The organism is Streptomyces sp. NPDC039423 (assembly GCF_055598725.1).
Genome location: NZ_JBVKAH010000003.1, coordinates 181,187 through 202,183, shown reverse-complemented (window position 1 = coordinate 202,183; position 20,997 = coordinate 181,187). Strand labels below are relative to the sequence as shown.

General features: G+C 72.7%; 23 protein-coding genes. 14 read left to right on the top strand and 9 right to left on the bottom strand.

What is annotated here, in order from left to right:
• Positions 1-24: 24 nt before the first annotated feature.
• On the bottom strand, positions 25-900 hold the full coding sequence (locus tag ACZ7LK_RS11610; RefSeq protein ID WP_392273075.1) for a leishmanolysin-related zinc metalloendopeptidase: 876 nt from the start codon (positions 898-900) through the stop codon (positions 25-27).
• A gap of 419 nt (positions 901-1,319) precedes the next feature.
• On the opposite strand from ACZ7LK_RS11610, the gene ACZ7LK_RS11605 reads away from it, so the two are divergent.
• The 3 genes from ACZ7LK_RS11605 (at position 1,320) to ACZ7LK_RS11595 (ending at position 3,478) form a co-directional block, all read left to right on the top strand.
• Positions 1,320-1,586 (top strand): peptidoglycan-binding domain-containing protein, encoded by a 267-nt coding sequence (locus tag ACZ7LK_RS11605; protein WP_392273076.1) that lies wholly within the window; start codon positions 1,320-1,322, stop codon positions 1,584-1,586.
• Between the two features lie 48 nt (positions 1,587-1,634).
• A complete protein-coding gene (locus ACZ7LK_RS11600) occupies positions 1,635-2,726 on the top strand; it encodes a hypothetical protein (RefSeq protein WP_469464636.1) in 1,092 nt (363 codons plus the stop codon).
• A gap of 197 nt (positions 2,727-2,923) precedes the next feature.
• A complete protein-coding gene (locus ACZ7LK_RS11595) occupies positions 2,924-3,478 on the top strand; it encodes a phospholipase (RefSeq protein WP_392273078.1) in 555 nt (184 codons plus the stop codon).
• A gap of 96 nt (positions 3,479-3,574) precedes the next feature.
• Here the strand turns inward: ACZ7LK_RS11595 and ACZ7LK_RS11590 are convergent, their stop codons facing one another.
• Positions 3,575-4,081 (bottom strand): hypothetical protein, encoded by a 507-nt coding sequence (locus ACZ7LK_RS11590; protein ID WP_392273079.1) that lies wholly within the window; start codon positions 4,079-4,081, stop codon positions 3,575-3,577.
• Positions 4,078-4,830, bottom strand: a complete 753-nt coding sequence (locus ACZ7LK_RS11585; RefSeq protein WP_392273080.1) for an alpha/beta fold hydrolase — start codon at positions 4,828-4,830, stop codon at positions 4,078-4,080. The genes ACZ7LK_RS11590 and ACZ7LK_RS11585 overlap by 4 nt, the downstream gene beginning before the upstream one ends.
• Positions 4,831-5,049: 219 nt before the next feature.
• Here ACZ7LK_RS11585 and ACZ7LK_RS11580 point away from each other — a divergent pair, with 219 nt between their 5' ends.
• From ACZ7LK_RS11580 to ACZ7LK_RS11570, 3 genes are all read left to right on the top strand, one after another.
• The gene (locus ACZ7LK_RS11580; RefSeq protein WP_392273081.1) at positions 5,050-5,457 is read left to right on the top strand and encodes a YciI family protein; all 408 of its coding nucleotides are present in this window, start codon (positions 5,050-5,052) and stop codon (positions 5,455-5,457) included.
• A gap of 8 nt (positions 5,458-5,465) precedes the next feature.
• Positions 5,466-6,611, top strand: coding sequence for an RNA polymerase sigma factor (locus ACZ7LK_RS11575; RefSeq protein ID WP_471140620.1), 1,146 nt, complete (start codon positions 5,466-5,468; stop codon positions 6,609-6,611).
• Positions 6,612-7,031: 420 nt separating this feature from the next.
• Positions 7,032-7,448 carry a VOC family protein gene (locus ACZ7LK_RS11570; protein WP_392273082.1) on the top strand — a complete coding sequence of 139 codons (417 nt, stop codon included), beginning with the start codon at positions 7,032-7,034 and terminating at the stop codon, positions 7,446-7,448.
• 68 nt (positions 7,449-7,516) lie between these two features.
• On the opposite strand, the gene ACZ7LK_RS11565 is transcribed toward ACZ7LK_RS11570, so the two are convergent.
• On the bottom strand, positions 7,517-8,452 hold the full coding sequence (locus tag ACZ7LK_RS11565) for an SMI1/KNR4 family protein (protein ID WP_471139902.1): 936 nt from the start codon (positions 8,450-8,452) through the stop codon (positions 7,517-7,519).
• A gap of 300 nt (positions 8,453-8,752) precedes the next feature.
• On the opposite strand from ACZ7LK_RS11565, the gene ACZ7LK_RS11560 reads away from it, so the two are divergent.
• The 5 genes from ACZ7LK_RS11560 to ACZ7LK_RS11540 all read left to right on the top strand — a co-directional run bounded on the left by ACZ7LK_RS11560 (position 8,753) and on the right by ACZ7LK_RS11540 (position 13,349).
• On the top strand, positions 8,753-9,274 hold the full coding sequence (locus tag ACZ7LK_RS11560; RefSeq protein WP_469464634.1) for a toxin-antitoxin system HicB family antitoxin: 522 nt from the start codon (positions 8,753-8,755) through the stop codon (positions 9,272-9,274).
• An 83-nt stretch (positions 9,275-9,357) separates the two neighbouring features.
• On the top strand, positions 9,358-10,218 hold the full coding sequence (locus tag ACZ7LK_RS11555; RefSeq protein ID WP_392273085.1) for a DUF4097 family beta strand repeat-containing protein: 861 nt from the start codon (positions 9,358-9,360) through the stop codon (positions 10,216-10,218).
• Between the two features lie 126 nt (positions 10,219-10,344).
• Complete coding sequence (locus ACZ7LK_RS11550) at positions 10,345-11,349, top strand: ATP-binding cassette domain-containing protein (RefSeq protein WP_392273086.1); 1,005 nt, start codon at positions 10,345-10,347, stop codon at positions 11,347-11,349.
• Positions 11,346-12,137: an ABC transporter permease gene (locus ACZ7LK_RS11545; RefSeq protein WP_471139898.1), complete on the top strand. Its 792-nt coding sequence runs from the start codon at positions 11,346-11,348 to the stop codon at positions 12,135-12,137. Before ACZ7LK_RS11550 ends, ACZ7LK_RS11545 begins: the two co-directional genes overlap by 4 nt.
• A 435-nt stretch (positions 12,138-12,572) precedes the next feature.
• Positions 12,573-13,349: an ALF repeat-containing protein gene (locus ACZ7LK_RS11540; RefSeq protein ID WP_469465303.1), complete on the top strand. Its 777-nt coding sequence runs from the start codon at positions 12,573-12,575 to the stop codon at positions 13,347-13,349.
• Positions 13,350-13,507: 158 nt separating this feature from the next.
• Here the strand turns inward: ACZ7LK_RS11540 and ACZ7LK_RS11535 are convergent, their stop codons facing one another.
• Positions 13,508-14,419: an NAD-dependent protein deacetylase gene (locus ACZ7LK_RS11535; protein WP_471139896.1), complete on the bottom strand. Its 912-nt coding sequence runs from the start codon at positions 14,417-14,419 to the stop codon at positions 13,508-13,510.
• Between the two features lie 125 nt (positions 14,420-14,544).
• Between ACZ7LK_RS11535 and ACZ7LK_RS11530 the strand changes: the two genes are divergently transcribed.
• The 3 genes from ACZ7LK_RS11530 to ACZ7LK_RS11520 all read left to right on the top strand — a co-directional run bounded on the left by ACZ7LK_RS11530 (position 14,545) and on the right by ACZ7LK_RS11520 (position 16,592).
• The gene (locus ACZ7LK_RS11530) at positions 14,545-14,817 is read left to right on the top strand and encodes a DUF3253 domain-containing protein (protein ID WP_471139893.1); all 273 of its coding nucleotides are present in this window, start codon (positions 14,545-14,547) and stop codon (positions 14,815-14,817) included.
• Between the two features lie 130 nt (positions 14,818-14,947).
• Positions 14,948-15,529: a restriction endonuclease gene (locus ACZ7LK_RS11525; protein ID WP_471139890.1), complete on the top strand. Its 582-nt coding sequence runs from the start codon at positions 14,948-14,950 to the stop codon at positions 15,527-15,529.
• A 163-nt stretch (positions 15,530-15,692) separates the two neighbouring features.
• Positions 15,693-16,592, top strand: coding sequence for a PIG-L deacetylase family protein (locus tag ACZ7LK_RS11520; protein WP_469465302.1), 900 nt, complete (start codon positions 15,693-15,695; stop codon positions 16,590-16,592).
• A gap of 166 nt (positions 16,593-16,758) precedes the next feature.
• Here the strand turns inward: ACZ7LK_RS11520 and ACZ7LK_RS11515 are convergent, their stop codons facing one another.
• The 4 genes from ACZ7LK_RS11515 to ACZ7LK_RS11500 form a co-directional block, all read right to left on the bottom strand.
• Entirely contained in the window at positions 16,759-17,181 is a 423-nt protein-coding gene (locus ACZ7LK_RS11515; protein WP_469462775.1) for a subtilase-type protease inhibitor, read from the bottom strand.
• 370 nt (positions 17,182-17,551) lie between these two features.
• Positions 17,552-18,106, bottom strand: coding sequence for a Clp protease N-terminal domain-containing protein (locus ACZ7LK_RS11510; RefSeq protein WP_469462776.1), 555 nt, complete (start codon positions 18,104-18,106; stop codon positions 17,552-17,554).
• Positions 18,106-18,315 (bottom strand): helix-turn-helix domain-containing protein, encoded by a 210-nt coding sequence (locus ACZ7LK_RS11505; protein WP_030315760.1) that lies wholly within the window; start codon positions 18,313-18,315, stop codon positions 18,106-18,108. The genes ACZ7LK_RS11510 and ACZ7LK_RS11505 overlap by 1 nt, the downstream gene beginning before the upstream one ends.
• Before the next feature lie 256 nt (positions 18,316-18,571).
• Complete coding sequence (locus ACZ7LK_RS11500; protein WP_471139886.1) at positions 18,572-20,956, bottom strand: bifunctional serine/threonine-protein kinase/ABC transporter substrate-binding protein; 2,385 nt, start codon at positions 20,954-20,956, stop codon at positions 18,572-18,574.
• Between the last annotated feature and the right edge of the window lie 41 nt (positions 20,957-20,997).

The window sequence follows — 20,997 nt, the reverse complement described above, 5'->3', positions numbered from 1 at the left end:
CGTCGGGGGCATTCGCCGCCGTCGTCACGCCCTTTCGGCCGGAACGCGGCTCGGGACGGTGGGGAGCACCACGTACTGCGGCGCCGCCGCCGGGAGACGCTCCGAGGTGGCGATCGCGAGCAGGTCGGGGAGCTCGTAGTCCTGGGCGGCGTCGAGGTCGACCGTGTACCCCAGGTCGCCGAGGCTCGCCACCGACAGCCGACTCAGGGGGTTGTCCCGCTCCGCGATGCTCGGCGACATCAGCTCGTTGTCGAACACGCTCTCCCGCCAGTGCCCGCCCGCGCTGCCGGCCCCGCCGACATTGGCCACCGGCACCGGCACGGGGCCGCCCTGCTTGAGCCGGCCGAACTCCGCCATGGCGCCGGAGCCGACGAAGGTCGGGTCGTCGCCCGGGAAGTCCTTGAGCAGACCGAAGTCCGTCCAGATGGTCCCGATGCCCAGCACGTGTCCCATCTCGTGCGTGATGACGTCGAGCAGTGTCCCTTCCTCCTCCATCTGTGCCAGGTCGGCACTGTCGAACCTCATGTGGCCGGTCGCCGGGAGTCCGGCGCCGCTGGCGGCCTGTTCGCTGCGCAGCCGTGTGGGTCCGGCTTCCCCAAGGACGTTGCGGACGTTGTTGACCCCGTCGATGGGGACGCCCTCGGCGTCGATCAGGAGGTCGTCGATCACGACGTCACCCGTGAAGTCACGGACGACCGCCGTTTCCAGGTCGCCCACGATGACCCGCGTCCAGCGGTCCGCCGCCTCGGCGAAGACGTCCTTCTGACCTCTGGTCAGGCCTTTGATGAAGCGCACCTCGATCTGGAACGGAGACGTGGTCAGCGCCAGCTCCGCGGCCCGCTCGCTGTCGGCGACGGCCCGGTACGTCTCGAAGGCGTAGGTGGTGTGCTGCCTTCCCATGGCTGAATCTCCCCTCGCCTGCTCGGTATGGCTCGGTCTGGAATTCATCCCTCAATACCACGTTAACCCCGACGAGCTGGTATTCTCCGCTCCCAATTTTGGTTGAAAATTCCCTTGTTGACGTGTCATCGAAGTCAACTCCGGTCGGCATGCGCCCGCATATGACATGCGAAAAGCAATGCGGCGAGGTAGGCTGACGGCAGGAAAAAAGCAGGGTGTACCCCACGTCATCGGGACGGGGCACCCGGCGCGGACGCCGCCCGCATCGGCCCCCCGCATTTCGGCATCACGGCCCCGCGTTTCCGGACGGGAATCGGCCTTCCCTCTTCCCGGAAACCCCGACGCGTGGCGTTGCACCGGAGAACGGCCTCGTTGCCGCCCGGAGTCCTCGGAACGACCTCTGCGTACGGGAGTGCGCCATGCCCAGCGACATCTGCACCATCACCAACACCCGCCCCACGATCAAGGCCGGCTCGTCAGGAGCGGCCGTCAAACAGGCGCAGTGCTACCTCAACAACTCGCTCACCGGTGACAAGCTCCTCGTCGACGGAGTCTTCGGACCGGTCACGGGGGCGGCGGTGCGCCGGTTCCAGGGGTGCGCGGACATCATTGTCGACGGCGTCTGCGGCGCTCAGACCTGGTCCCACCTCGCCTTCTGGGCCAACAGCCCGGAATTCGCCTGCTGAAGCGGCTGAAGCGGCTGAAGCGGCTGAGGCGGCTGAAGCGCGATGCGCATGCCCGACGGGCCCGGGCTCCCCGATCGCCGGCGGGCCGATCCGTGTGAGAAGGGCCTGTGGGAGCTGAGGGAGGGCCTGGCCTCACGGATCAGCGAACTCGAGGCGCTGCTGCGGTCCAAGACGGCGCGTGCCCAGCTCCCGGCGGGGGCGCAGGCGCTGGCCGCCCAGGCCTTCGAGGAGCTGGCGGAAGCCCGCACCACGCTCCGCCACGACCACCGCCGGCGCCTCCCCGCCGCGCACCTGGCCGTCGCCCAGACCCGCTTCGACATGGCGCACAACCTTATGCTGCGCCTGTCGTCGCTGGACGAGGTGACGGCGATGATGCCGGGCCTGGTGGCGTACGTCCGCGAACACCTGCCCATCAACGACGAACGCAGGGTCCAGGTCGAGGAGATCGCCCTGGCCCTCCGCAGCGGCACCCCGTTGCAAGAGGTGCAGCGGCAGGTGGTCGTCGACGCGGTCGCCGTCGCCCGCCAGTCCCACATCCGGGAGAACCTCCGGGTCCGCAGCTTCACCCACGTCGTCTACGGGATGGCGATCGTGCTGTCCGTGGTCGTCGCCCTCGTGGCCGCCTTCGGCGCCCTGGCCCCGGGGACCGTGCCCCTGTGCTTCCACCCCGAGAAGATCGGCATCGTCTGCCCCACCGCGAGCGACATGTCCCCCCGGAGCGCGGAGCCCGGCGGCGACATCGACGAGCTGTACGCGGCGGTCGCCTCCCCGTGGGACTACCCCGTCGTCGCGTTCACCGGCATCGTGGCGGCCACGGTCGCCGCCACCACGTCACTGCGGAGGATCAGGGGCACGTCCACCCCGTACAACGTCCCCGTGGCACTGGCCCTGCTGAAGCTGCCGACCGGCGCGCTCACCGCCGTGCTCGGCCTGCTCCTCATGCGCGGGGAGTTCGTTCCCGGCCTCCAGGCCCTCGACTCGTCGGCCCAGATCATCGCCTGGGCCGTCATCTTCGGGTACGCCCAGCAGCTGTTCACCAAGCTCGTCGACAACCAGGCGCAGACCGTCCTCAACTCCGTCGGCGGCCCGCACAACGTCCAGGGAAAACCGACCCGCGAACCCCATGCGCCGGCCGGCTGACGGCCGGCGCCGCAAACCGTCACCAGTGCGTATCCATATGTCAACAGCCGTTCATACCAGCGGAGTTGAGCCACGAGTAGGGGCCGAGTAGGGGTAGGCGCCATCGGTGTGGCCCGATAGCGTCGCCATGCGCGATCAAGGTCGCGCCGACCTCCGGGACGAGGTCCCGGAACAGCAAGCAACGAGGGGAACCACAAGTGAAGAGGATCAACAACGCCCTGCTCGGCGCCACACTCGGCGGCGTCATGGCGTTCTCGCTCGCCACCCCGGCGCTCGCCGACAGTGCCCCCGCGGCCGCGTCCACGCCGGGCGCTTCCGCCGCGGCCGTGGAGGGCGAGTCGGTGGCCGCCGCGGTCACCCGGCAGCAGAAGCTCAACCGGCTGAAGCACCTGACGGAGGCCAGCCAGGACGCCCTCGGCGACTGGACGGTGGACCGCGACAAGTGGAGGCGCACCGGTAGCAACAGGTACGGCTTCAACTGGAACACCGACGGTTGCAGCGGCGCCTCGGACAACCCGGGCGGCTTCCACTTCTGGTCGGCCTGCGCGCGGCACGACTTCGGGTACCGCAACTACAAGGGCCTGAACGCCTTCAGCGCCGGCAACAAGAAGCGCGTCGACAAGACGTTCCTGTACGACATGAACAACACGTGCGACCACCAGTGGGGCCCGTACACCCAGGCCCAGCGCAAGGCGTGCAAGCGCGTCGCCAAGAAGTACTACGACGCCGTCGTGGCCCTCGGCCACCTCTAAGCCGTCCGACCGGACGCCCCCGGCCTCACCGGCCGGGGGCGTCCGCCCGCTCCGGGTGACGCCCCGCCGTCCCCGCCCCGGTGTTCCGCGCGCCGTTCATCTCCGGTCCCGTCCGCCGTCCCCCGTGCCGCGCCGACGCGCCCGCGTCACGGCGAGCACCCCGCCCGCGACGGCGATCAGCGCGATGGCCAGGGCGATGCTGACGCCCCCCTCGGTGTCCCAGTACACGTCCTCAAGGCTGATCAGCAGCGCGGCCTCGTCCACGACCAGCGCCAGCCCGACCCCGTAGGCGAGCCCCATCCAGGCGCGTGCCCGCGCGGAGCGCTCGACCAGCCCGGCCGCGCCCACCCCCACGAGCAGCAGGATGCCCCACACGTAGTGGTGCAGGTGGACCCCGCCGGCCTGTACGTCGCCCACCCCCGCCACGTCGATGTGGATGAGCCAGGTGAGCAGGCGCATGCCGCCGAAGGTGAGAGCGAAGCCCCACCACGCCAGCACGAAACCCCGCCGCTCGGGGGAGATGCCCGGCAGGATGCGCAGCCAGGGCGACGGGCGGTCCGTGTCCTCGGACGGCGAACCGCCGGACGTCCTCGTCGGTCTCACGTGTGTCCTCCAGCGGTGAACTGCTCGATCAGCGCGGCCACGGCACCCGGCGCGCTGTAGTGCGCCGCGTGCGCGGCACCCCGCACCTCGGCCGCGCGGCCGTCACCGACCACGCGCGCGACACGCCGGGTCCAGTCCCTGGAGGCGATCGTGTCACCCGCGCCCCGCAGGACCAGGGTCGGTGCGGCCACCCGGGCCAGATGCCCCTCGAACGACTCGGCCGCGTCCCGCAGCGCGTGCCGGAACGAGGCGGCGAACCGGAGGGGGCCGGTCACCAGGTAGTCGCCCACCGCCACCGCGAGCAGCGGGAGCGGTTCGCGGGGCGCGTCCGCCAGCAGCCGCAGGCACTGACGCCAGCCGCCCGCGCCGGGCTCCAGCGCCGGACCGACCATCACGACGCGGCGCACCAGCCGCGGATGACGGGCGGCGAAGGCCGCGACCACCTGGCACCCGACCGAGTTCGCCACCAGCAGGCTCGGCCCCAGGCCCAGCCCCCGGTGCCAGCGCTCCAGGGCCCCGGCGAGTTCCGCGACGCACGGCGCCCGCCGTACCGCGCCCCGCGACCGCGCGTTGCCCGGCAGGTCCGGTACGAACACGGTCGCCCCGCCCGCCGCCAGCAACCGCGCCAGCGGCACGAAGTACCGCCCCGAGAGCCCCAGACCGTGCACCAGCACCACACTGGGCGAGCCCTCGCTCGGCGGGGGACCGAACCTGCGGGTGAAGAGCCCCGCGTACGTCGACTGTTCCATCCCTTCACCATCCCCCGGCCCGGCCCTTTCACCGCCCCGGGCGCGCGTTCGGCACCGGCTGGAGCACGGGCTGGAGCAGCGGTTGGAGCCCCGGCTGGATCACCGGCTCGGAAAAAATCTTGGAAAGAGCGCGCCGGCGATGTCGAGAACCCGCGACCGGCTCCGTCCCCGCCGTGAACGCGACCACAATGGGTCGTACCAGGACCGAGGAGACACCCCATGGCCAAGTACCTGCTGCTCAAGCACTACCGAGGCGCTCCGTCCCCGGCCAACGACGTCCCCATGGACCGGTGGACCCCGGAGGAGATCTCGGCGCACGTCCAGTACATGCAGGACTTCGCGGCCCGCCTCGAGAAGACCGGCGAGTTCGTCGACGGCCAGGCGCTCGCCCCGGAAGGAGTGTGGGTCCGGTACGACGGCGAGGGCCGGCCCCCGGTCACCGACGGCCCGTTCGCCGAGACCAAGGACCTCATCGCCGGGTGGATGGTGATCGACGTCGACAGCCACGAGCGCGCCGTCGAACTGGCCGGCGAACTGTCGGCAGCCCCCGGCAAGGGCGGTGAGCCGATCCATGAGTGGCTCGAACTGCGGCCGTTCCTGACCGCGCCGCCCACCGTCACGGAGTGACCACCCGTATGGACGAGCTCCTGCTCCGAAGCCTCACCCCGGGCGTGCTCGCGATCCTCGTCCGCCGCGGAGCCGACTTCGCGGCGGCCGAGGACGCCGTACAGGAAGCGCTGGTCGAGGCCCTGCGTGTATGGGCGGCCGATCCTCCGCGGGACTCCAAGGGCTGGCTGGTCACCGTGGCCTGGCGCAAGTTCCTCGACCAGGCGCGGGCGGACGGCGCCCGCCGCCGGCGCGAGGAGCTCGTCGAGGAGGAGCCCCCGCCCGGGCCGGCGCCGGACGTGGACGACACGCTCCGGCTCTACTTCCTGTGCGCCCACCCCTCCCTGACGCCGTCGTCGGCGGTCGCGCTCACCCTGCGCGCCGTCGGCGGGCTCACCACGCGGCAGATCGCCCGGGCGTATCTGGTGCCCGAGGCGACCATGGCGCAGCGGATCAGCCGGGCCAAGCGCACCGTGTCCGGGGTGCGGTTCGACCGGCCGGGCGACGTCGCCACCGTGCTGCGCGTGCTCTACCTGGTCTTCAACGAGGGGTACTCCGGCGACGTCGACCTCGCGGTCGAGGCCGTCCGCCTCACCCGGCAGCTCGCGGCCGCGATCGACCACCCCGAGGTGGCGGGGCTGCTCGCCCTGATGCTGCTCCACCACGCCCGGCGTAACGCCCGGACCGCGGCCGACGGCAGCCTGGTCCCGCTCGCCGAACAGGACCGGGGCCGGTGGGACACACGCCTGATCGCCGAGGGCGTCGGGATCCTCCGGACGGCCCTCGCCCGCGACCGGCTCGGTGAGTTCCAGGCCCAGGCCGCCATCGCGGCGCTCCACGCCGACGCGCCCAGCGCCGAGGAGACCGACTGGGTCCAGATCGTCGAGTGGTACGACGAGCTCGCGCGGCTGACCGACAGCCCGGTCGTGCGGCTCAACCGGGCGGTGGCCGTCGGCGAGGCCGACGGACCGCGGGCCGGGCTGGCGGCGCTCGCGGCGCTGGACGACGCCCTGCCCCGCCACACCGCGGCCTCGGCCTACCTCCACGAGCGCGACGGCGACCTGGTGACGGCGGCCCGGCTGTACGCGGAGGCTGCCCACAAGGCGACCAACCTCGCCGAGCGCGACCACCTGATTCGGCAGGCCGCCCGGCTCAACGCCCTCCGGGACCGCTGACGGGCCGTGCCGGCGGTTCCGTGCCGCCGGGGCGGTGCCGGACGCGGGCGGCGGGATGCATGGTCCGTATCCGGGGCGGGACGCGCGCCGGGGACCTGGCCGCCGCCGGCCGCGTCCTCGCCCTGGTCCGCCTGCCGGGTTCGTCCGCCTGCCGGGTCCGTCCGCCCGCCGGCCGCGTCCGACGTGATGGGCACCGCGTCGCTTGCCTAATCTGTCGGCGTGGCCGAGGACGTCTTCGGAGCCACGGAACACCGGCTCGGCAGCCCGCGCCAGGCGGTCTCCCCGTACCTGGCCGTGCCGGAGCCGCCGGACCCACCCAAACCCGGCGGGCGGGCGGCCACACGTTCCACGCCGCCGACGCGGGCTCGTGCCCGGCGCACCCGCACCCGGACCCGCACCCGGACCCCAGGAGGGCCCCTCGTGAAGATCCATATGACCAGCGTCTTCGTCGACGACCAGGCAAAGGCCCTGCGCTTCTACACCGAGGTCCTCGGCTTCGTGAAGAAGTACGACGTCCCGGTGGGGGAGGAGGGGGACCGGTGGCTGACCGTCGTCTCGCCGGACGAGCCCGCCGGCACCGAGCTGCTCCTGGAGCCCGCCCGCCACCCGGCCGCCAAGACGTACCGCGACGCGCTCGTGGGGGACGGCATCCCGCTCGCCCAGTTCGCCGTCGACGACGTGCGGGCCGAGTACGAGCGACTGAGCGGCCTCGGCGTGCGCTTCGTCCAGGAGCCCATGGAGATGGGCCCCGTCACCACCGCCGTCTTCGACGACACCTGCGGCAACCTCATCCAGATCGCCACCGAGCCGCCCGCCGGTTCCGTCGAGGTGGGCTGAACCCCACGGCCAGGGCCCGCCCCCCGCCCCCCGCCCGCGTTCCACGGCAGGGCCCCGCCGGGGGTTGGTCAGCCGGTCCAGGGCCGCCAGTGCTCCTCCCGCGCGGGGTCGACGCCGCCGAGCCACACCAGGGCCCCGCCGATCAGGCCGGGCCTGTCCCGGGTGGCCAGGGCCGGGGCTTCGAGCATGTCGGCCGTCTCCTCCAGGTACGTGACCAGGGTGTCGGACTCCGCGGCGGGGGAGTCGCCGAAGCGCGACCAACTGCCCAGACGGCCCGTCGAGGCGTCCAGGTACAGGCCCGAGGTGGTGTCGGCCGGGCCGAGGGCGACGAACGGTATCCAGGTCGGCCTCCAGGACTCCCCCCGAGCCCGGGACCGCGTCTTCAGCCGGTAGGCGGCGGCCACGGAGTCCAGGTCCATCAGGACCCGGTTGCCGGGCAGGCATCCCCCGCCGCCCGCCCCGCCGTCGCCGGCGGTCAGCGACCACAGGGCGCGTAATTCGAGGGGTATGGCCATACCCAACCTCTCCTCCAGCGCGGCGAGCGCCGCCGGGCCGGCGCCCTCATGGAGCGCCGCGTAGGACGCGGGGGCGTGGCTCCGCAGCCACACCGTGACGCGGTGCCAGGCGTCGGCGACCTGTCGCACGGTGATCGAGGCGGTGACGGTGTCGTACGGCGGAGCCTCGACGGGCCCCCCGTCGGCGCTTCCCTTCGGGGGCCCGGTCGCGGACTCGGCCGCGCCCCCGGCCGGCTCGGCGGAGGGGGCCCGGGAGACGTACCGGATCTCGATCCGGTCGGGCTCGCGGACGTAGCCGACGGCCAGGGCGGGGCAGTCCTCGAACAGGTCGCCGTCGACCATCACCGTGAGGATCCCCGGCAGTCCGGAGGGGTGGCCCAGGTCCGGTTCCTCGGCCAGCCGGCCGGCCAGCACCTTCAAGGCGTACGGAACGCCGGCGCCCAAGTGGCGGGCGGTGTCGCGGATGAGCGGGGGGATCTCGACGTGCACGACGGGTACTCCTTGTCGGTCGGGCCTGGGGGGACTGGGGCGGGGGTGCCGCACACACTAGGGCGCCCGGTTCGCCGGGTACGCGCGCCGGTGACGTCGGGGATGGGTGCAAGGTGGCGCCACTTGGTGCCATCCGGCGCCATCACGCAACACCCGGCCGCTCCACCCGTGCGTGGTGCCACGGACGCCCGGGTTGGTGCCACGCTGTTTTCCCAGGTCAGCCGCGTGCGCACGGAGGTGATTGCCAGGGTGTGCCACGGGCGCTTGCCAATGGCGCCAGGATGGTGCCATGATGGCGTCATGGACCTCACCCCCTATGTCGACACCCTTCGCCGTGAACTCGCGGTGGCCGCCGAGGCCGGCGGTGACGAAGCCCGCGAGCTGGCGGAGCGGCTCACCGCTCCGCTGGAGTCGGCGACCCGGCTCACGATGCTCAACGTGCTGTCGGCCGCGATGGCCGAGATCACCCGTGAACTGGCGCCCGGCTCGGTCGACGTACGGCTGCGCGGGCTCGACCCCGACTTCGTGGTCACCCCGCCGCCCGGCGACGGCGGCGCCACCATGGAGCCGGTCGCGCCCGTCGAGCCGCTCAAGGCCCCGGCTCCGGCTGCCGAAGGCGACGAGGGGGGTACGGCCAGGGTCAACCTGCGCCTGCCGGCCCACCTGAAGGCCCGCGCCGAGGAGGCCGCGAACCGCGAGGGCCTGTCGGTCAACGCCTGGCTCGTACGCGCCGTGTCGGCGGCGGTCGAGGGCGGCACCCGGCCGCGTACGACCGAGAAGGCCCGAACCGTCGGACAGAGCTTCACGGGCTGGGTGCGCTAGCGCCCGGCACCGCCCGCACCACTTCACCCACATCACGTCCCACCAGCGGGGACGCCCCGAAGACCCAAGAGGACGGGACAGCCATGCCTTCTTTCGACACCCCCGCAGCAATCTCGCTCACCGCGCACGTGGAAGCCGGTTCCCTCCAGTTCACCGCGAGCGACCGGCCCGACACCGTCGTCGAGGTACGGCCCCGCGACCCGAAGAAGGACCACGACGTACGGGCCGCCGACCAGACCGAGGTCGCGTACTCCGGTGGCGTACTGACCGTCAGGACGCCCAAGCCCAACCTGCTCGGCCTGGGCTTCGGCATCGGCCGCACCGGCACGGTCGACGTGACGGTCGACCTCCCCACCGGCTCGCGGATCGACGTCACCGGCGCCTGGGCCCAGGTGCTCGGCGAGGGCCGGCTCGGCGAGGTGAACGTGAAGACCTCGTCCGGGGACGTCCGCCTCGACACGACCGGCCCGCTGAAACTGACCGCGTCGCACGGTTCGATCACCGTGGAGCGGGTGGAGGGCGCCGCCGAGATCACCACCAGCTCCGGCAGCCTGCGCGCCGGACTCCTGGACGGCGCGGCTGTCCTGAAGAACTCGCACGGCACCACGACCGTGGGTGCCGCCACCGGCGCACTGCGGGTGAGCGGTGCCAACGGTGACATCGACATCCAGCGCGCGGAGGACTCGGTCACCGCCACCACCGCCCACGGCACGCTGCGGGTGGGGGAAGTGGCACGGGGCACCGTCCAGTTGGAGACCTCCTACGGTGCCATCGAGGTCGGTGTCCGCGAGGGCACGGCCGCCTGGCTCGACGTCAGCTCGGGCTCCGGACAGGTGCGCAACGCCCTTTCCGCCTCGGAGGGTCCGGAAACCGCCGAGGACACCGTCAAGATCCGCGCCCGCACCCGGTACGGCAACATCGACGTCCGTCGCGCCCGGGTCTGAGCGCCCGGCTCCTCTCCCGCGCTCCCGCCCCCCAGGCACGGCCGCCTCGCGCACCGCGCCCTGCACCCCGCATCTGCACGCGCACCTCCACCCCACCCCTTCACCACCCCTCGAACGGAGGGCTCCATGCCGTCATCTGTCATGCCCACGTCCAATCGGGACGGCCGTCGTCCCCAGTCTCCCGCCGCCGTCTCCGCCGTCGGCCTGCGCAAGTCGTACGGCGACAAGACCGTCCTCGACGGCATCGACCTGCGCATCCCGGCCGGCTCGGTGTTCGCGCTCCTCGGGCCCAACGGGGCCGGCAAGACGACCACCGTGAAGATCCTCTCCACCCTCATCGCCGCCGACGGCGGCGAGGCCCAGGTCGCGGGCCACGACCTCGCCGCCGATCCGCAGGCCGTCCGCGCCGCGATCGGCGTCACCGGTCAGTTCTCCGCCGTCGACGGGCTGATCACCGGCGAGGAGAACATGCTCCTCATGGCCGACCTGCACCACCTGTCCAAGCGCGAGGGACGGCGGGTCACCGCCGAACTCCTGGAGCGCTTCGACCTGGTCGAGGCCGCCAAGAAGCCGGCGTCCACCTACTCCGGCGGCATGAAACGGCGCCTCGACATCGCCATGACCCTCGTCGGCGACCCGCGGATCATCTTCCTCGACGAGCCGACCACCGGCCTCGACCCGCGCAGCCGCCACAACATGTGGCAGATCATCCGCGAGCTCGTCACGGGCGGCGTCACCGTCTTCCTCACCACCCAGTACCTGGAGGAGGCCGACGAACTCGCCGACCGCATCGCGGTGCTGAACGACGGCCGGATCGCCGCCGAGGGCACGGCCGACGAGCTCAAGCGGCTGGTTCCCGGCGGGCACGTCCGGCTCCGCTTCACCGACCCCTCCGCCTACCGGAGCGCCGCCTCCACCCTGCGCGACGGCACCCGGGACGACGAGGCGCTGGCGCTGCAGATCCCCAGCGACGGCAGCCAGCGCGACCTGCGCTCGGTCCTGGAGCGGCTGGATTCCGCCGGCATCGAGGCCGACGAACTGACCGTGCACACCCCCGACCTCGACGACGTGTTCTTCGCCCTCACCAGCGGCGCCGACCTCCCCCACCAGCCCAAGGAGACCGTCCGATGAGCTCCCTCTCCCTCGCCGTCCGTGACTCGTCCACGATGCTGCGCCGCAACCTCCTGCACGCCCGGCGCTACCCGTCCCTCACCCTGAACCTGCTGCTGACCCCCGTCATGCTCCTGCTGCTGTTCGTCTACGTCTTCGGCGACGTGATGAGCGCGGGGATCGGCGGCGGCCGGGCGGACCGTTCCGACTACATCGCCTACGTCGTGCCGGGGATCCTGCTGATGACCATCGGCGGCACGGTGGTCGGGACCGCGGTGTCCGTCTCCAACGACATGACCGAGGGCATCATCGCCCGCTTCCGCACCATGGCGATCCACCGCGGCTCGGTGATCATCGGGCATGTGATCGGCAGTGTGCTCCAGTCGGTCCTGAGCGTGACCCTGGTGGGGGCGGTCGGCGTGGCCATCGGCTTCCGGGCGACGGACGCCACGGCCCTGGAGTGGCTGGCCGCTTTCGGACTGCTCGTCCTCTTCGCCACGGCGCTCACCTGGATCGCCGTCGGCATGGGCCTGATCAGCCCCAACGCCGAGGCCGCCAGCAACAACGCGCTGCCCATGATCCTGCTGCCGCTCCTCTCCAGCGCCTTCGTCCCGGTCGACGCGATGCCGGGCTGGTTCCGGCCGGTCGCCGAGTACCAGCCGTTCACCCCGGCCATCGAGACGCTGCGCGGACTGCTGCTCGGCAGCGAGATCGGCCACAACGGGTGGCTCGCGGTCACTTGGTGCCTGGGGCTCGCGGTGCTCGGCTACTTCTGGTCGGCCGCGATGTTCCAGCGCGAGCCGAAGTGACCGGGACGGTCCCGGACCCCGTACCGCCCGTGGGGCGGCGCACCCCGGCACCCGCCGGGGCGCGCCGCCCCGGCCCGCTGTCGGTGTCGCAGGGGTCGAGCTTCGGCATGATGCCCCACGGCGTCGGCCAGGGGTAGGGCGTCTCGTGCCGGTAGACGTACGGAACGGCGTGGTCGATGAGCGTCTTGCCGTCGAGGTCCTCCGCGACGGCCGACAGGGCGGCGACCGCGTGGTGCCCGTCGATGCCGTTGATCACCAGTTCCCCGGCGGCGGCAGCGGCCTTACCGCCCGGGGGTGAGTGCGTTCGCACACGGAAGGGGTGGCCGGAAACGGACATGGCAGCGCAAACCCGTTTGACCCGGTGCCGGGCGTCACACAAGATCGACAAGCGTTTGGAGATGACGTGAAGATCGTTCCTTGATTTGGTAGGTGCGCATGAAGCTGGCCCGGATACCGGCCATCGTCGCGGCGGTGGCCATCACCCCCGCTCTCCTCTTCTCCGTCCCGGCGCTCGCCGCGGACGCCGACGCTCCGGCCGCCCCGGCGCCGAGCGCCTCGGCAACGGACACATCTCCGGCCGAGAAGGACCGGGCCGCGATCCTCAAGATGCTGGCCAACCCCTACAACGGCCGGGGCGTCCGGGAGGCCGCACAGAAGGCGCTGGAGGGAACGCCCGAGGACATGCGGCGCTTCCTGGAGTCCGGCCAGTACGAGGAGCGGCTCGTCGACGACGAGGTGCGGGTCTCCCAGATCCTCAGCCGCGGTGGACCCGGAGTGAAGGAGGCGGGCAAGAAGGCGCTGAAGGGCAGCCCCGAGGACATCGTCGACTTCCTGGAGCACGGCCAGTACGAGGCCCGGCTCCAGGACGACCGGGTGCGGGTCTCCCAGGTCATCAGCGTGGGCGGCCCGGCGGTCAAGGAGGCGGGCAAGCAGGCCATGCGGGCCGGTACCCGGCAGGCCATCGAGGCCTTCCTGGAGACGGGCCAGGACACGGCGCGCCTCGCGGACGACCGGGCGCGGGTCGCGCGCATCGCCGCGACGGGCGGCCCCGCGGTCAAGGCGGCCGCGGCGAAGGCCCTGAAGGGCACGCCGGAGGAGCTGCGCCACTTCCTGGACGTCGGCCAGGACGCGGTCCGCGCGAAGGACGAGGCCGCCAAGAAGAAGCCGGTCCCGACGAAGAAGCCGGCCCCGAAGAAGCCCGCGAAGCGCTGACCGGACGCCCCTCGGGGCCCGGCCTCCCTCGGACGCCCGAGGCCCGCACCTGTTCGGTGCGCGCCTCCGGGCGTCCCGGCGGGACCGTACCGCCCGGGACCTCTTCTTCCACGCCCGGAACCCCGGCTCCGCGGCTGCCTTCGGGCCCGTGGGCACCGTCATGACGGCAGCCGGGTCGCCGTTCCGCCGTCGAGGGGGATGCCGTGGCGCTCCGCGAGGGACGTGAGCGCGGCTCCCAGGGGGAGGGCGAGCCGGGTGACGGCGTGCCGGTCGCCTCGGGTCGGGTCCTGGTTGACGATCAGCACCGGAGTGCCGGCCTCGGCAGCCTGGCGGACGAAGCGGAGCCCCGACATCACCGTGAGGGACGAGCCCAGGACCAGCAGCGAGGCCGCCTCGCGGACCAGCCCGCGGCAGTGCTCGACCCGCTCCGGGGGAACGGCTTCGCCGAAGAACACCACGTCCGGCTTGAGAATGCCGCCGCAGACCGCGCAAGACACCACGCGGAAGTCCCCGACCTGCAAGTCGGTGAGGTCGGCGTCCCCGTCCGGCTTGATCGCGGCGGCCACCGGATCGAACCCCGCGTTGGCCTCCTCCAGCCTCTGTGCCAGGTCGCGCCGCGCACTGAAGGCACCGCAGGAGAGGCAGACGACCCGCTCCAGGCTGCCGTGGAGCTCCACGACACCCTCGCTGCCTGCGGCCTGGTGCAGCCCGTCGACGTTCTGCGTGATCACGCCCGAGAGCAGACCGTGCCGCTCGAACGCGGCCACGGCCCGGTGCCCGGCGTTGGGCCGGGCGCGGCCGAACGTACGCCAGCCGAGGTGGCTGCGCGCCCAGTACCGGCGCCGGGCCTGTGCGCAGGCGGTGAAGTCCTGGTAGGTCATCGGGGTGTGCCGGCTCAGGCTGCCGCCCTCGCCCCGGTAGTCCGGGATGCCCGACTCCGTGGACAGACCCGCGCCGCTGAGCACCAGCACACCGCCGTCGCTCAGCGCCCGCGCGACCGGCTCCAGGTCCGTGGTGCCCGGAGGCCAGTCCTCCGCCGGGGTCCAGCTCAACGTGGGGCGCATCCGCATGCCGCAAGGGTACGGAACCCACCCCGCCACCCGCTTCGCCGCGCGGCCGGGGCGGCCGTCGAGCGACGTACCGGCCCCGGCCCGGCGTCCTGATGGGCATGACGGCCAGTGGCGATACTGGAGGGGTGACGGACAGCGAAAGGCGGCTGGACCGGCGCCTGGAACGAGCCATCCTGGATCTGCTGGCTCGGCGCGCTCCGACCGCGACGATCTGCCCCTCCGACGCCGCCCGTGCGGTGTACGAGGAGGACGACGACGGCTGGCGCGCGCTCATGGAACCCGCCCGCAGCGCCGCTCGGCGTCTGGTCACGGCCGGGGAGGTCGAGATCACCCAGGGGGGACGCCCCGTCGATCCGACGGAGGCCCGCGGCCCGATCCGCATCCGCCGCGCCCGCTGAAACCCCGCCGCGCCGGCTTGAGACATTGCCCCCGGCCCCCCGCCGCCACGGCGAGTGGTGACCCAGGGATGAAGCACACCGCCGATGGGGAGGGTAGCGGGCGGACGGTGGCGCGGGGGAGGAGCGGGGCATGGGAACGGGCGCCTGGGTGCTGGTGGTCTCGGTGGTCCTGGGGGCCGGGGCTCTGGTGGGGGTGCTGGTACGGGCGGGGCTGCGGGAAGCCGAGGCCGAGAGGATCCGTCTGGCGGAGCAGGCGCGGCTCCGCGCGGTGCGCTCGATGGAGGCGGTGTGGGGCATGGGCCACCGGGAGTTCGAGGAGTTCGTCGCGGACCTGTGCCGCCGGGACGGGTGCACCGGAGTCCGCCGCGTGGGCGGCGCGAACGACCTGGGCGCCGATGTGACGGGCCGCCTGCCGGACGGCCGGAGGCTCGTCGTCCAGTGCAAGCGCTACGCCAAGCACCGCTCCGTCGGCAGTCCCGACCTCCAGAAGTTCAACGGCACCGCCCGCAGCGAACACGGCGCGGACGTCCCGCTCTTCGTCGCCTCGTGCACCTTCACCCGGCAGGCCAGGGCCTTCGCGGCCCGTCACCGTCTGGTCCTCGTCGACGTCGACCTCCTCGGGTTCTGGAACAGCGGCACGGCCCTGACCGCGCTCCTCGACCTGGACATCGGCCGGTCCGGCAGCCACCGGCGGCTCGGCCCGGACAGGTGAACACCGCGCGCGGGCCGGGGCGGCCGCGGGGCGACGGCAGGGGAACGTCAGTGAAACGTTAGGGGCCCTCGACAGGCTGGGCGCATGCCGCGCCGCGGTGCCGTGTCGCCCGTGGCGGGCGCGCCACCCGGCGGCCCATCCGTCGCGTACGAGGAGACACCGCATGCCCGCTCATGTCCCGAACCGTTCCGTCCCGTCCGGCCCGTCCAGGCGGTCGGTGCTGACGACCGCCGGCCTGGTGGCCGCCGGAGTGGCGCTCGACGGCACCGTGGGCGCGTCCAGCGCCTCGGCGGCGGCGGCGCCGGCGATCTTCTACTCGCCCCACCAGGACGACGAGGCCATCGGGCTCGCCGGGTCGATCCTGGAACACAAAGCGGCCGGGAGGCCGGTGTACCTGGTGCTGGTGAGCAAGGGGGAGAACGGCGGCCTCGCCGAATACATGAACCAGGGCGACTGCAAGACGCTCGGCGACAGGTGCTCCGCCCCCGGGCACCATCACCGGCTCGGCTGGCAGGAGAGCTGGCCGACGCCGGAGGTGGTCGCGGGCCGTACCGCCGAGTTCGCTCTCTCCGCCAAAGCCCTCGGGGTGGACAAGGTCATCAACTTCAAGCTTTCGGACGAGGCCTTCGGCGACTACGACAACTTCGTCAAGAAGGTCATGGCCAAGGTCCGGGCCCTCGCCCAGCAGTACCCCGGTGCCTCGCACAAGTTCGCGGCCGGATGGCTGGACGGGACCGACACGCACAAGGCGTGCAGCGATGCCGCCTACTGGCTCATGAAGAACGGTGAGCTCACCGACGTCCGCTTCAACTACATCTACGCGTACAAGCACTTCTCCGACCCGGCGGACCGCGGTCGCGGCGCCGACTACGTGCTCCACATCCCGGCGGCCCACATGGCCAGGAAGCGGGCGTCCATCCTGGCCTACAACACCTGGGACCCGGGCCGGAACCTCTACTCGCTCGGGTACCACAGCGTTTCGGACTGGCTGGAGCCGGCGTACGCGGACCCGCGGGAGTTCGTCTACACGCTGCCGAAGAAGTACAAGCCCGGAAAGCTCTAGGGGGTGTCTTGCCGATCCGGCCGGATCGGCAAGACACCCCTGCCCCGGAAAAACGGGGCGGCGCTCGGCAGGCGGCGGCCCGGACGCGCGTCGCACGGCGGGGCCGTCACGGCCCCGCCGTGCGACGGGTGTGGTGCGGGAGGCGGGCCCGGTAGGGGCGGGGGGATCAGAACGCGAAGACGGGGTTCCCGTTGAACGTCACCGACATGGTGCACGCGTTGGAGAAGGTGTGCTTCCAGGAGACGCGGCTGCCCTGCCAGACGCCGTCCGCGGTGACCGTGACGGGGTCGTAGTGCATCGGACAGGCACGGCCGGTGTCCGGCGACGCCAGGAGCGTGTCGAAGGTGCCGGCGGTCGCCGCGAGGGCCGCGCAGGCGGCCTCCGGGTTGGGGTGAGTCCCCTGGGCGGTCGGCGCGCAGCTCAGGGTGGACGCGCGTACGACGGTGGCTGCGTCCCCCGCGCCCTTGGCGATGGTGAGGACCATCGCGGACGGGGCGTAGAGGCTGGAGGGCTTGGCTTCCGCGGCGCCGGTGGCGCAGGCCAGGCTCAGGAGGGCGGTGGCGGAGACAGCAGCGATGTGGCGACGCACGACAGGACTCTCTTTCGATTCAAAGGTTGAATGCGGTAGTTCTCTGCGCTTCGTTGTGCAGACGCCGCTGAGTCTGTCGAATGTGAAGGTCACCTGCACATCGATGACCGATTTACAGACAACTCGTTCGATTATCGGCGACCGAATGGTCGTTCTGGCAGCTCAGAGGGGGTGGGCGCGGTGCGCGACCGGTCCTTGACGGACGGTGAGCGCCCGAAGTGCCCCATGTGGCACGGTCGCTGACCTGCCGTCGGCCGTGCCCGGTTCATCGAACGTCCATCCAAGGTGACTGAATAGCACCGGTTCGCCGGAGGGGCGGGGCGGGCCGTGGTGGCAGTCGGGGTGAACCGGGCGCGGACGTGAACGGCGGTCAGTGGGTGCGGGCCCCCGACATCGCGGTGTCGACGGAGGCGTACGTCACGCCGTGGTCGGCCAGGGTCTCCGCCACGACCCCGCCGGTCGTCGTCAGGGCCAGGAGGATGTGCTCGTCGCCGATCTCCCGGTCCTTGCGGGCCAGGGCCATCCGGAGGGACTGCTCCAGCACCGCCCTGGCCTCCCGTGAGAACGGCCGGCGGCCCGAGCGCCGCGCCGGCCTCCTGGCGCCGCCCGTCAGCGCGCCCGGGCCATGGGTCTCCTCGATCCGCGCCACGATCGCTCCGACGTCGATCCCGAGGTCCGCCAGCGCCTCGGCGTCCGCCCGCGACAGCCCCGCCCGGCGCCGGGCGTCATCGAGGGCGGCCACTAGCGACGGGCGGCGGTCCGGCGGGCACAGCCCTCGCAGGGCGTCCGCCGCCCGGGTGTCCTCCCGGTCGAGCAAGGCCAGCAGCAGGTGCTCCTGGGTGACGGCCGTCGCGCCACCCCGCTCGGCGTGCTCGAACGCCCCCTTCACCACGGAACGTGCGGCCTTCGTGAACTTCTCGAACATCACTGCCTCCCGTACTTCTTGTGGACGGCCTGGCGGCTGACGCCCAGTTCGGTCGCGATCTCCTGCCACGACCACCCCTGGTTGCGCGCACTGCGCACTTGGACGGCTTCCAGTTGTTCCAGTAGTCGCCGCAGGGCGGAGACGGCCCGGAGCCCGACTCGGGGGTCCCGGTCGCCCGCCCGTGCGGCGAGATCGGTCGCATCGGTCATGGTGTCAACGTACGTTGACAGCGACCGCATGTCAACTGTGGTTGACATGCGGTCGCTGTCGAGCACCGGGTGAGCACCGACGCCCTCGTCAACGGCGTCGTCCGGCCCGGCGGATCCTCGTCGCCCGGCCGGGGGAGTGGTGTCCGCTCCTGCCGCACCGGGTACCGCCCCGGCGCATCGGTGACGGAGCCGCCCCCCCCCGGTGGGCCCCACCCGGGGCCCCCACCCGGGCCCTCGCCCGGGCTGCGCGCCGCGGTCAGGGAGTGTGCGGGCCGCTCTTCACGCTCTTCCAGACGCCGCCCTCCACCGCGTGCACGGTGAGTCGGCGGTTCACCGTGTCGCCGTACGCGTCGAACGCCACCCGCCCGGTGACGCCGTCGAACGACACCTCCGCCACGGCCCGTGGCATCTTCGCCCGCGCGTCCGGGGGAAGGGTGCCGCCGTTGGCCGCCGCCACGGCCTTCACCGCCTCGATGACGGCCCAGGTCGCGTCGTACGCGTAGGCGCCGTACGCGCCGGGGTCCTCCGGGTAGCCGGCCGCCCGGTACTCGGAGAGGAAGCGGGGTCCGCCGGCCAGCTCCTCGGCGGGCGCGCCGATACCGGTGGCCAGGTCGCCCTCGGCCTTGGTGTTGGACCGGATGAACTGCGGGTCGAAGACGCCGTCGCCGCCCATCAGCGGGACGTTCACGCCCGCCTGCTTGAGCTGCTGGGAGAACGGCGCCGCGGTGGTGTAGTACCCACCGAAGTACACGGCGTCGGCACCGGAGGCCCGGACCTTCGCGACGAGGGCGGAGAAGTCGCTCTCGCCGGGGCCGACGTGGTCCGCGCCGACGACCGTGCCACCGAGCTCGACGAACTCGCTCCTGAACCCGGTGGTGAGGCCCGTACCGTAGGAGGTCGTGTCGTCGACGACGAAGACCTTGGTCCTCCGCGCGTCGCCGTGGAGGTACCGGGCGGCGAACGGCCCCTGGTCCACGTCCGTGGCGACGGTGCGGAAGTAGGTGTCGTACGGGCGGGACGTACTCCCCCCGGCCCAGTCGGGGCCGCGCGTCAGGGCGGTGTCGGTGTTGGCGGGGGAGACGTTGACCAGGCCCGCCCGTTCGAGGGGCCCCACCATGGTCTGGGCGACCGCGGAGTTGAGCGGCCCGACGACGCCCACCACCTTGTCGTCGGCGATGAACCGGGCGGCGTTGTTCCGGCCCTCGGCGGGCACCGCCCGGTCGTCCAGCGCCTTGATCTCGAACGTCACTCCGGGGACGTGGCGGGTCCGGTTGGCGTTCCTGACGGCCAGGTCGGCGGAGTTCTTCACGCCGACGCCGAGGAAGGACAGGTCACCGCTGAGGGGCGCGTCCACCCCGATCACGACCCGGGTGGCGGCCGGGCCCGCGGCGCCTCCGGCCCCCTTGCCGCCGCCCGCGTCCGTGCCCCTGCCGCCGGCCGGCGCCCCTCCGGTGAGGTTCCAGGCCAGGATGCCGCCGGCGGCGACCGTGGCCAGGGCGACGGCCAGGACGGCGGACCGCCGGACGAGCGTGCGCCGCCGGGTACGGGCCCCTTCGTCCCGTCCGTCGTGGTCCGCCCCGCCGAGCGAGACCAGGTCGTCGTGCTGCGGCAGGGGGGTGGTGGGCGGCGTGGCCGGGAGGGTTGGCCGCTCCGGCGGGGGCGGGAGTTCGCCCTCCGGCTCTCCGGTCGGCCCGGGTACCGGTTCCGCCTTCGGGTCGGGCCGGGTGGGGGTCGGAGCGGTTTCCGTGGCCGCCTCCCCGAGGTCGGTCCGGGGGCCGGCCGTGCCGGTGCCGGGCTCCGCCGCCGGCCCCGGCAGGGTGCCGCGCAGCACCGAGGCCAGGAGCGCGGCGGCCTCGACGGCGCTCGCGCGCTGCTCCGGGTCCTTGGTCAGGAGCGCGTCCAGGACGGGGGCCAGCGGGCCGGCGTGGGTCGGTGGCCGGTGGGGGCGGGTGAAGACGGCGACGGCGAGGGCGTGGAGCCCGTCGGCGTCGAACGGCGGGCGCCCCTCGACGGCGTGGTAGAGGGTGGCGCCCAGGGCCCAGAGGTCGTTGGCCGGTGTGGGCCGCTTGCCCTCCAACTGCTCCGGCGGCATGTACTGCGGGGTGCCGATGACGGTCCCGCTGCGGCTGAGCCTGGTCGTGGCGTCCGACAGGTGGGCGATGCCGAAGTCGGTGAGGACCACCCGGTCCTTGGTCAGGAGCACGTTGTCCGGCTTGATGTCGCGGTGGACGATCCCCGCCTCGTGCGCCTCGGTCAGGGCGTCGAGCATGGCGGCGCCGATCTCGGCCACCCGTCGCACCGGCAGCCGGCCCTGCTCCCGGACGGCCGCGGCGAGGGACTGGCCCCGGATGAACTCCATGACGATGACAGGTGCGCCGTCGTGCTCCACGACGTCGTGGATGGTGATGATCCCGGGGTGGCTGAGCGTGACCGCCGCCCGGGCCTCGCCGGTGAAGCGCCGGAGCAGTGTGGCGCGTTCGCCGTCGTCCAGCCCGGGCGGGAAGAGGATCTCCTTGACGGCGACCTCGCGGCCGAAGAGCTGCCGGTCGACGCCCCGCCAGACCCGGCCCATGCCGCCCTGGCCGATCAGCTCGACCAACTGGTAGCGCCCGGCGATGACTGCGGAGTTCTCCTCGTTCACGCGCACACTCTAGGACCTGCCCAGACGATCATGTGACGAGC

Bases quoted from the DNA above. Each gene is read 5' to 3' on its own strand.
- ACZ7LK_RS11520 (WP_469465302.1), top strand. From the start codon at position 15,693: ATGCCCGCTCATGTCCCGAACCGTTCCGTCCCGTCCGGCCCGTCCAGG.
- ACZ7LK_RS11550 (WP_392273086.1), top strand. From the start codon at position 10,345: ATGCCGTCATCTGTCATGCCCACGTCCAATCGGGACGGCCGTCGTCCC.
- ACZ7LK_RS11510 (WP_469462776.1), bottom strand. From the start codon at position 18,106: ATGTTCGAGAAGTTCACGAAGGCCGCACGTTCCGTGGTGAAGGGGGCG.
- ACZ7LK_RS11600 (WP_469464636.1), top strand. From the start codon at position 1,635: ATGCCCGACGGGCCCGGGCTCCCCGATCGCCGGCGGGCCGATCCGTGT.
- ACZ7LK_RS11555 (WP_392273085.1), top strand. From the start codon at position 9,358: ATGCCTTCTTTCGACACCCCCGCAGCAATCTCGCTCACCGCGCACGTG.
- ACZ7LK_RS11535 (WP_471139896.1), bottom strand. From the start codon at position 14,419: ATGCGGATGCGCCCCACGTTGAGCTGGACCCCGGCGGAGGACTGGCCT.
- ACZ7LK_RS11610 (WP_392273075.1), bottom strand. From the start codon at position 900: ATGGGAAGGCAGCACACCACCTACGCCTTCGAGACGTACCGGGCCGTC.
- ACZ7LK_RS11605 (WP_392273076.1), top strand. From the start codon at position 1,320: ATGCCCAGCGACATCTGCACCATCACCAACACCCGCCCCACGATCAAG.
- ACZ7LK_RS11540 (WP_469465303.1), top strand. From the start codon at position 12,573: ATGAAGCTGGCCCGGATACCGGCCATCGTCGCGGCGGTGGCCATCACC.
- ACZ7LK_RS11505 (WP_030315760.1), bottom strand. From the start codon at position 18,315: ATGACCGATGCGACCGATCTCGCCGCACGGGCGGGCGACCGGGACCCC.
- ACZ7LK_RS11525 (WP_471139890.1), top strand. From the start codon at position 14,948: ATGGGAACGGGCGCCTGGGTGCTGGTGGTCTCGGTGGTCCTGGGGGCC.
- ACZ7LK_RS11580 (WP_392273081.1), top strand. From the start codon at position 5,050: ATGGCCAAGTACCTGCTGCTCAAGCACTACCGAGGCGCTCCGTCCCCG.
- ACZ7LK_RS11545 (WP_471139898.1), top strand. From the start codon at position 11,346: ATGAGCTCCCTCTCCCTCGCCGTCCGTGACTCGTCCACGATGCTGCGC.
- ACZ7LK_RS11585 (WP_392273080.1), bottom strand. From the start codon at position 4,830: ATGGAACAGTCGACGTACGCGGGGCTCTTCACCCGCAGGTTCGGTCCC.
- ACZ7LK_RS11560 (WP_469464634.1), top strand. From the start codon at position 8,753: ATGGACCTCACCCCCTATGTCGACACCCTTCGCCGTGAACTCGCGGTG.
- ACZ7LK_RS11575 (WP_471140620.1), top strand. From the start codon at position 5,466: ATGGACGAGCTCCTGCTCCGAAGCCTCACCCCGGGCGTGCTCGCGATC.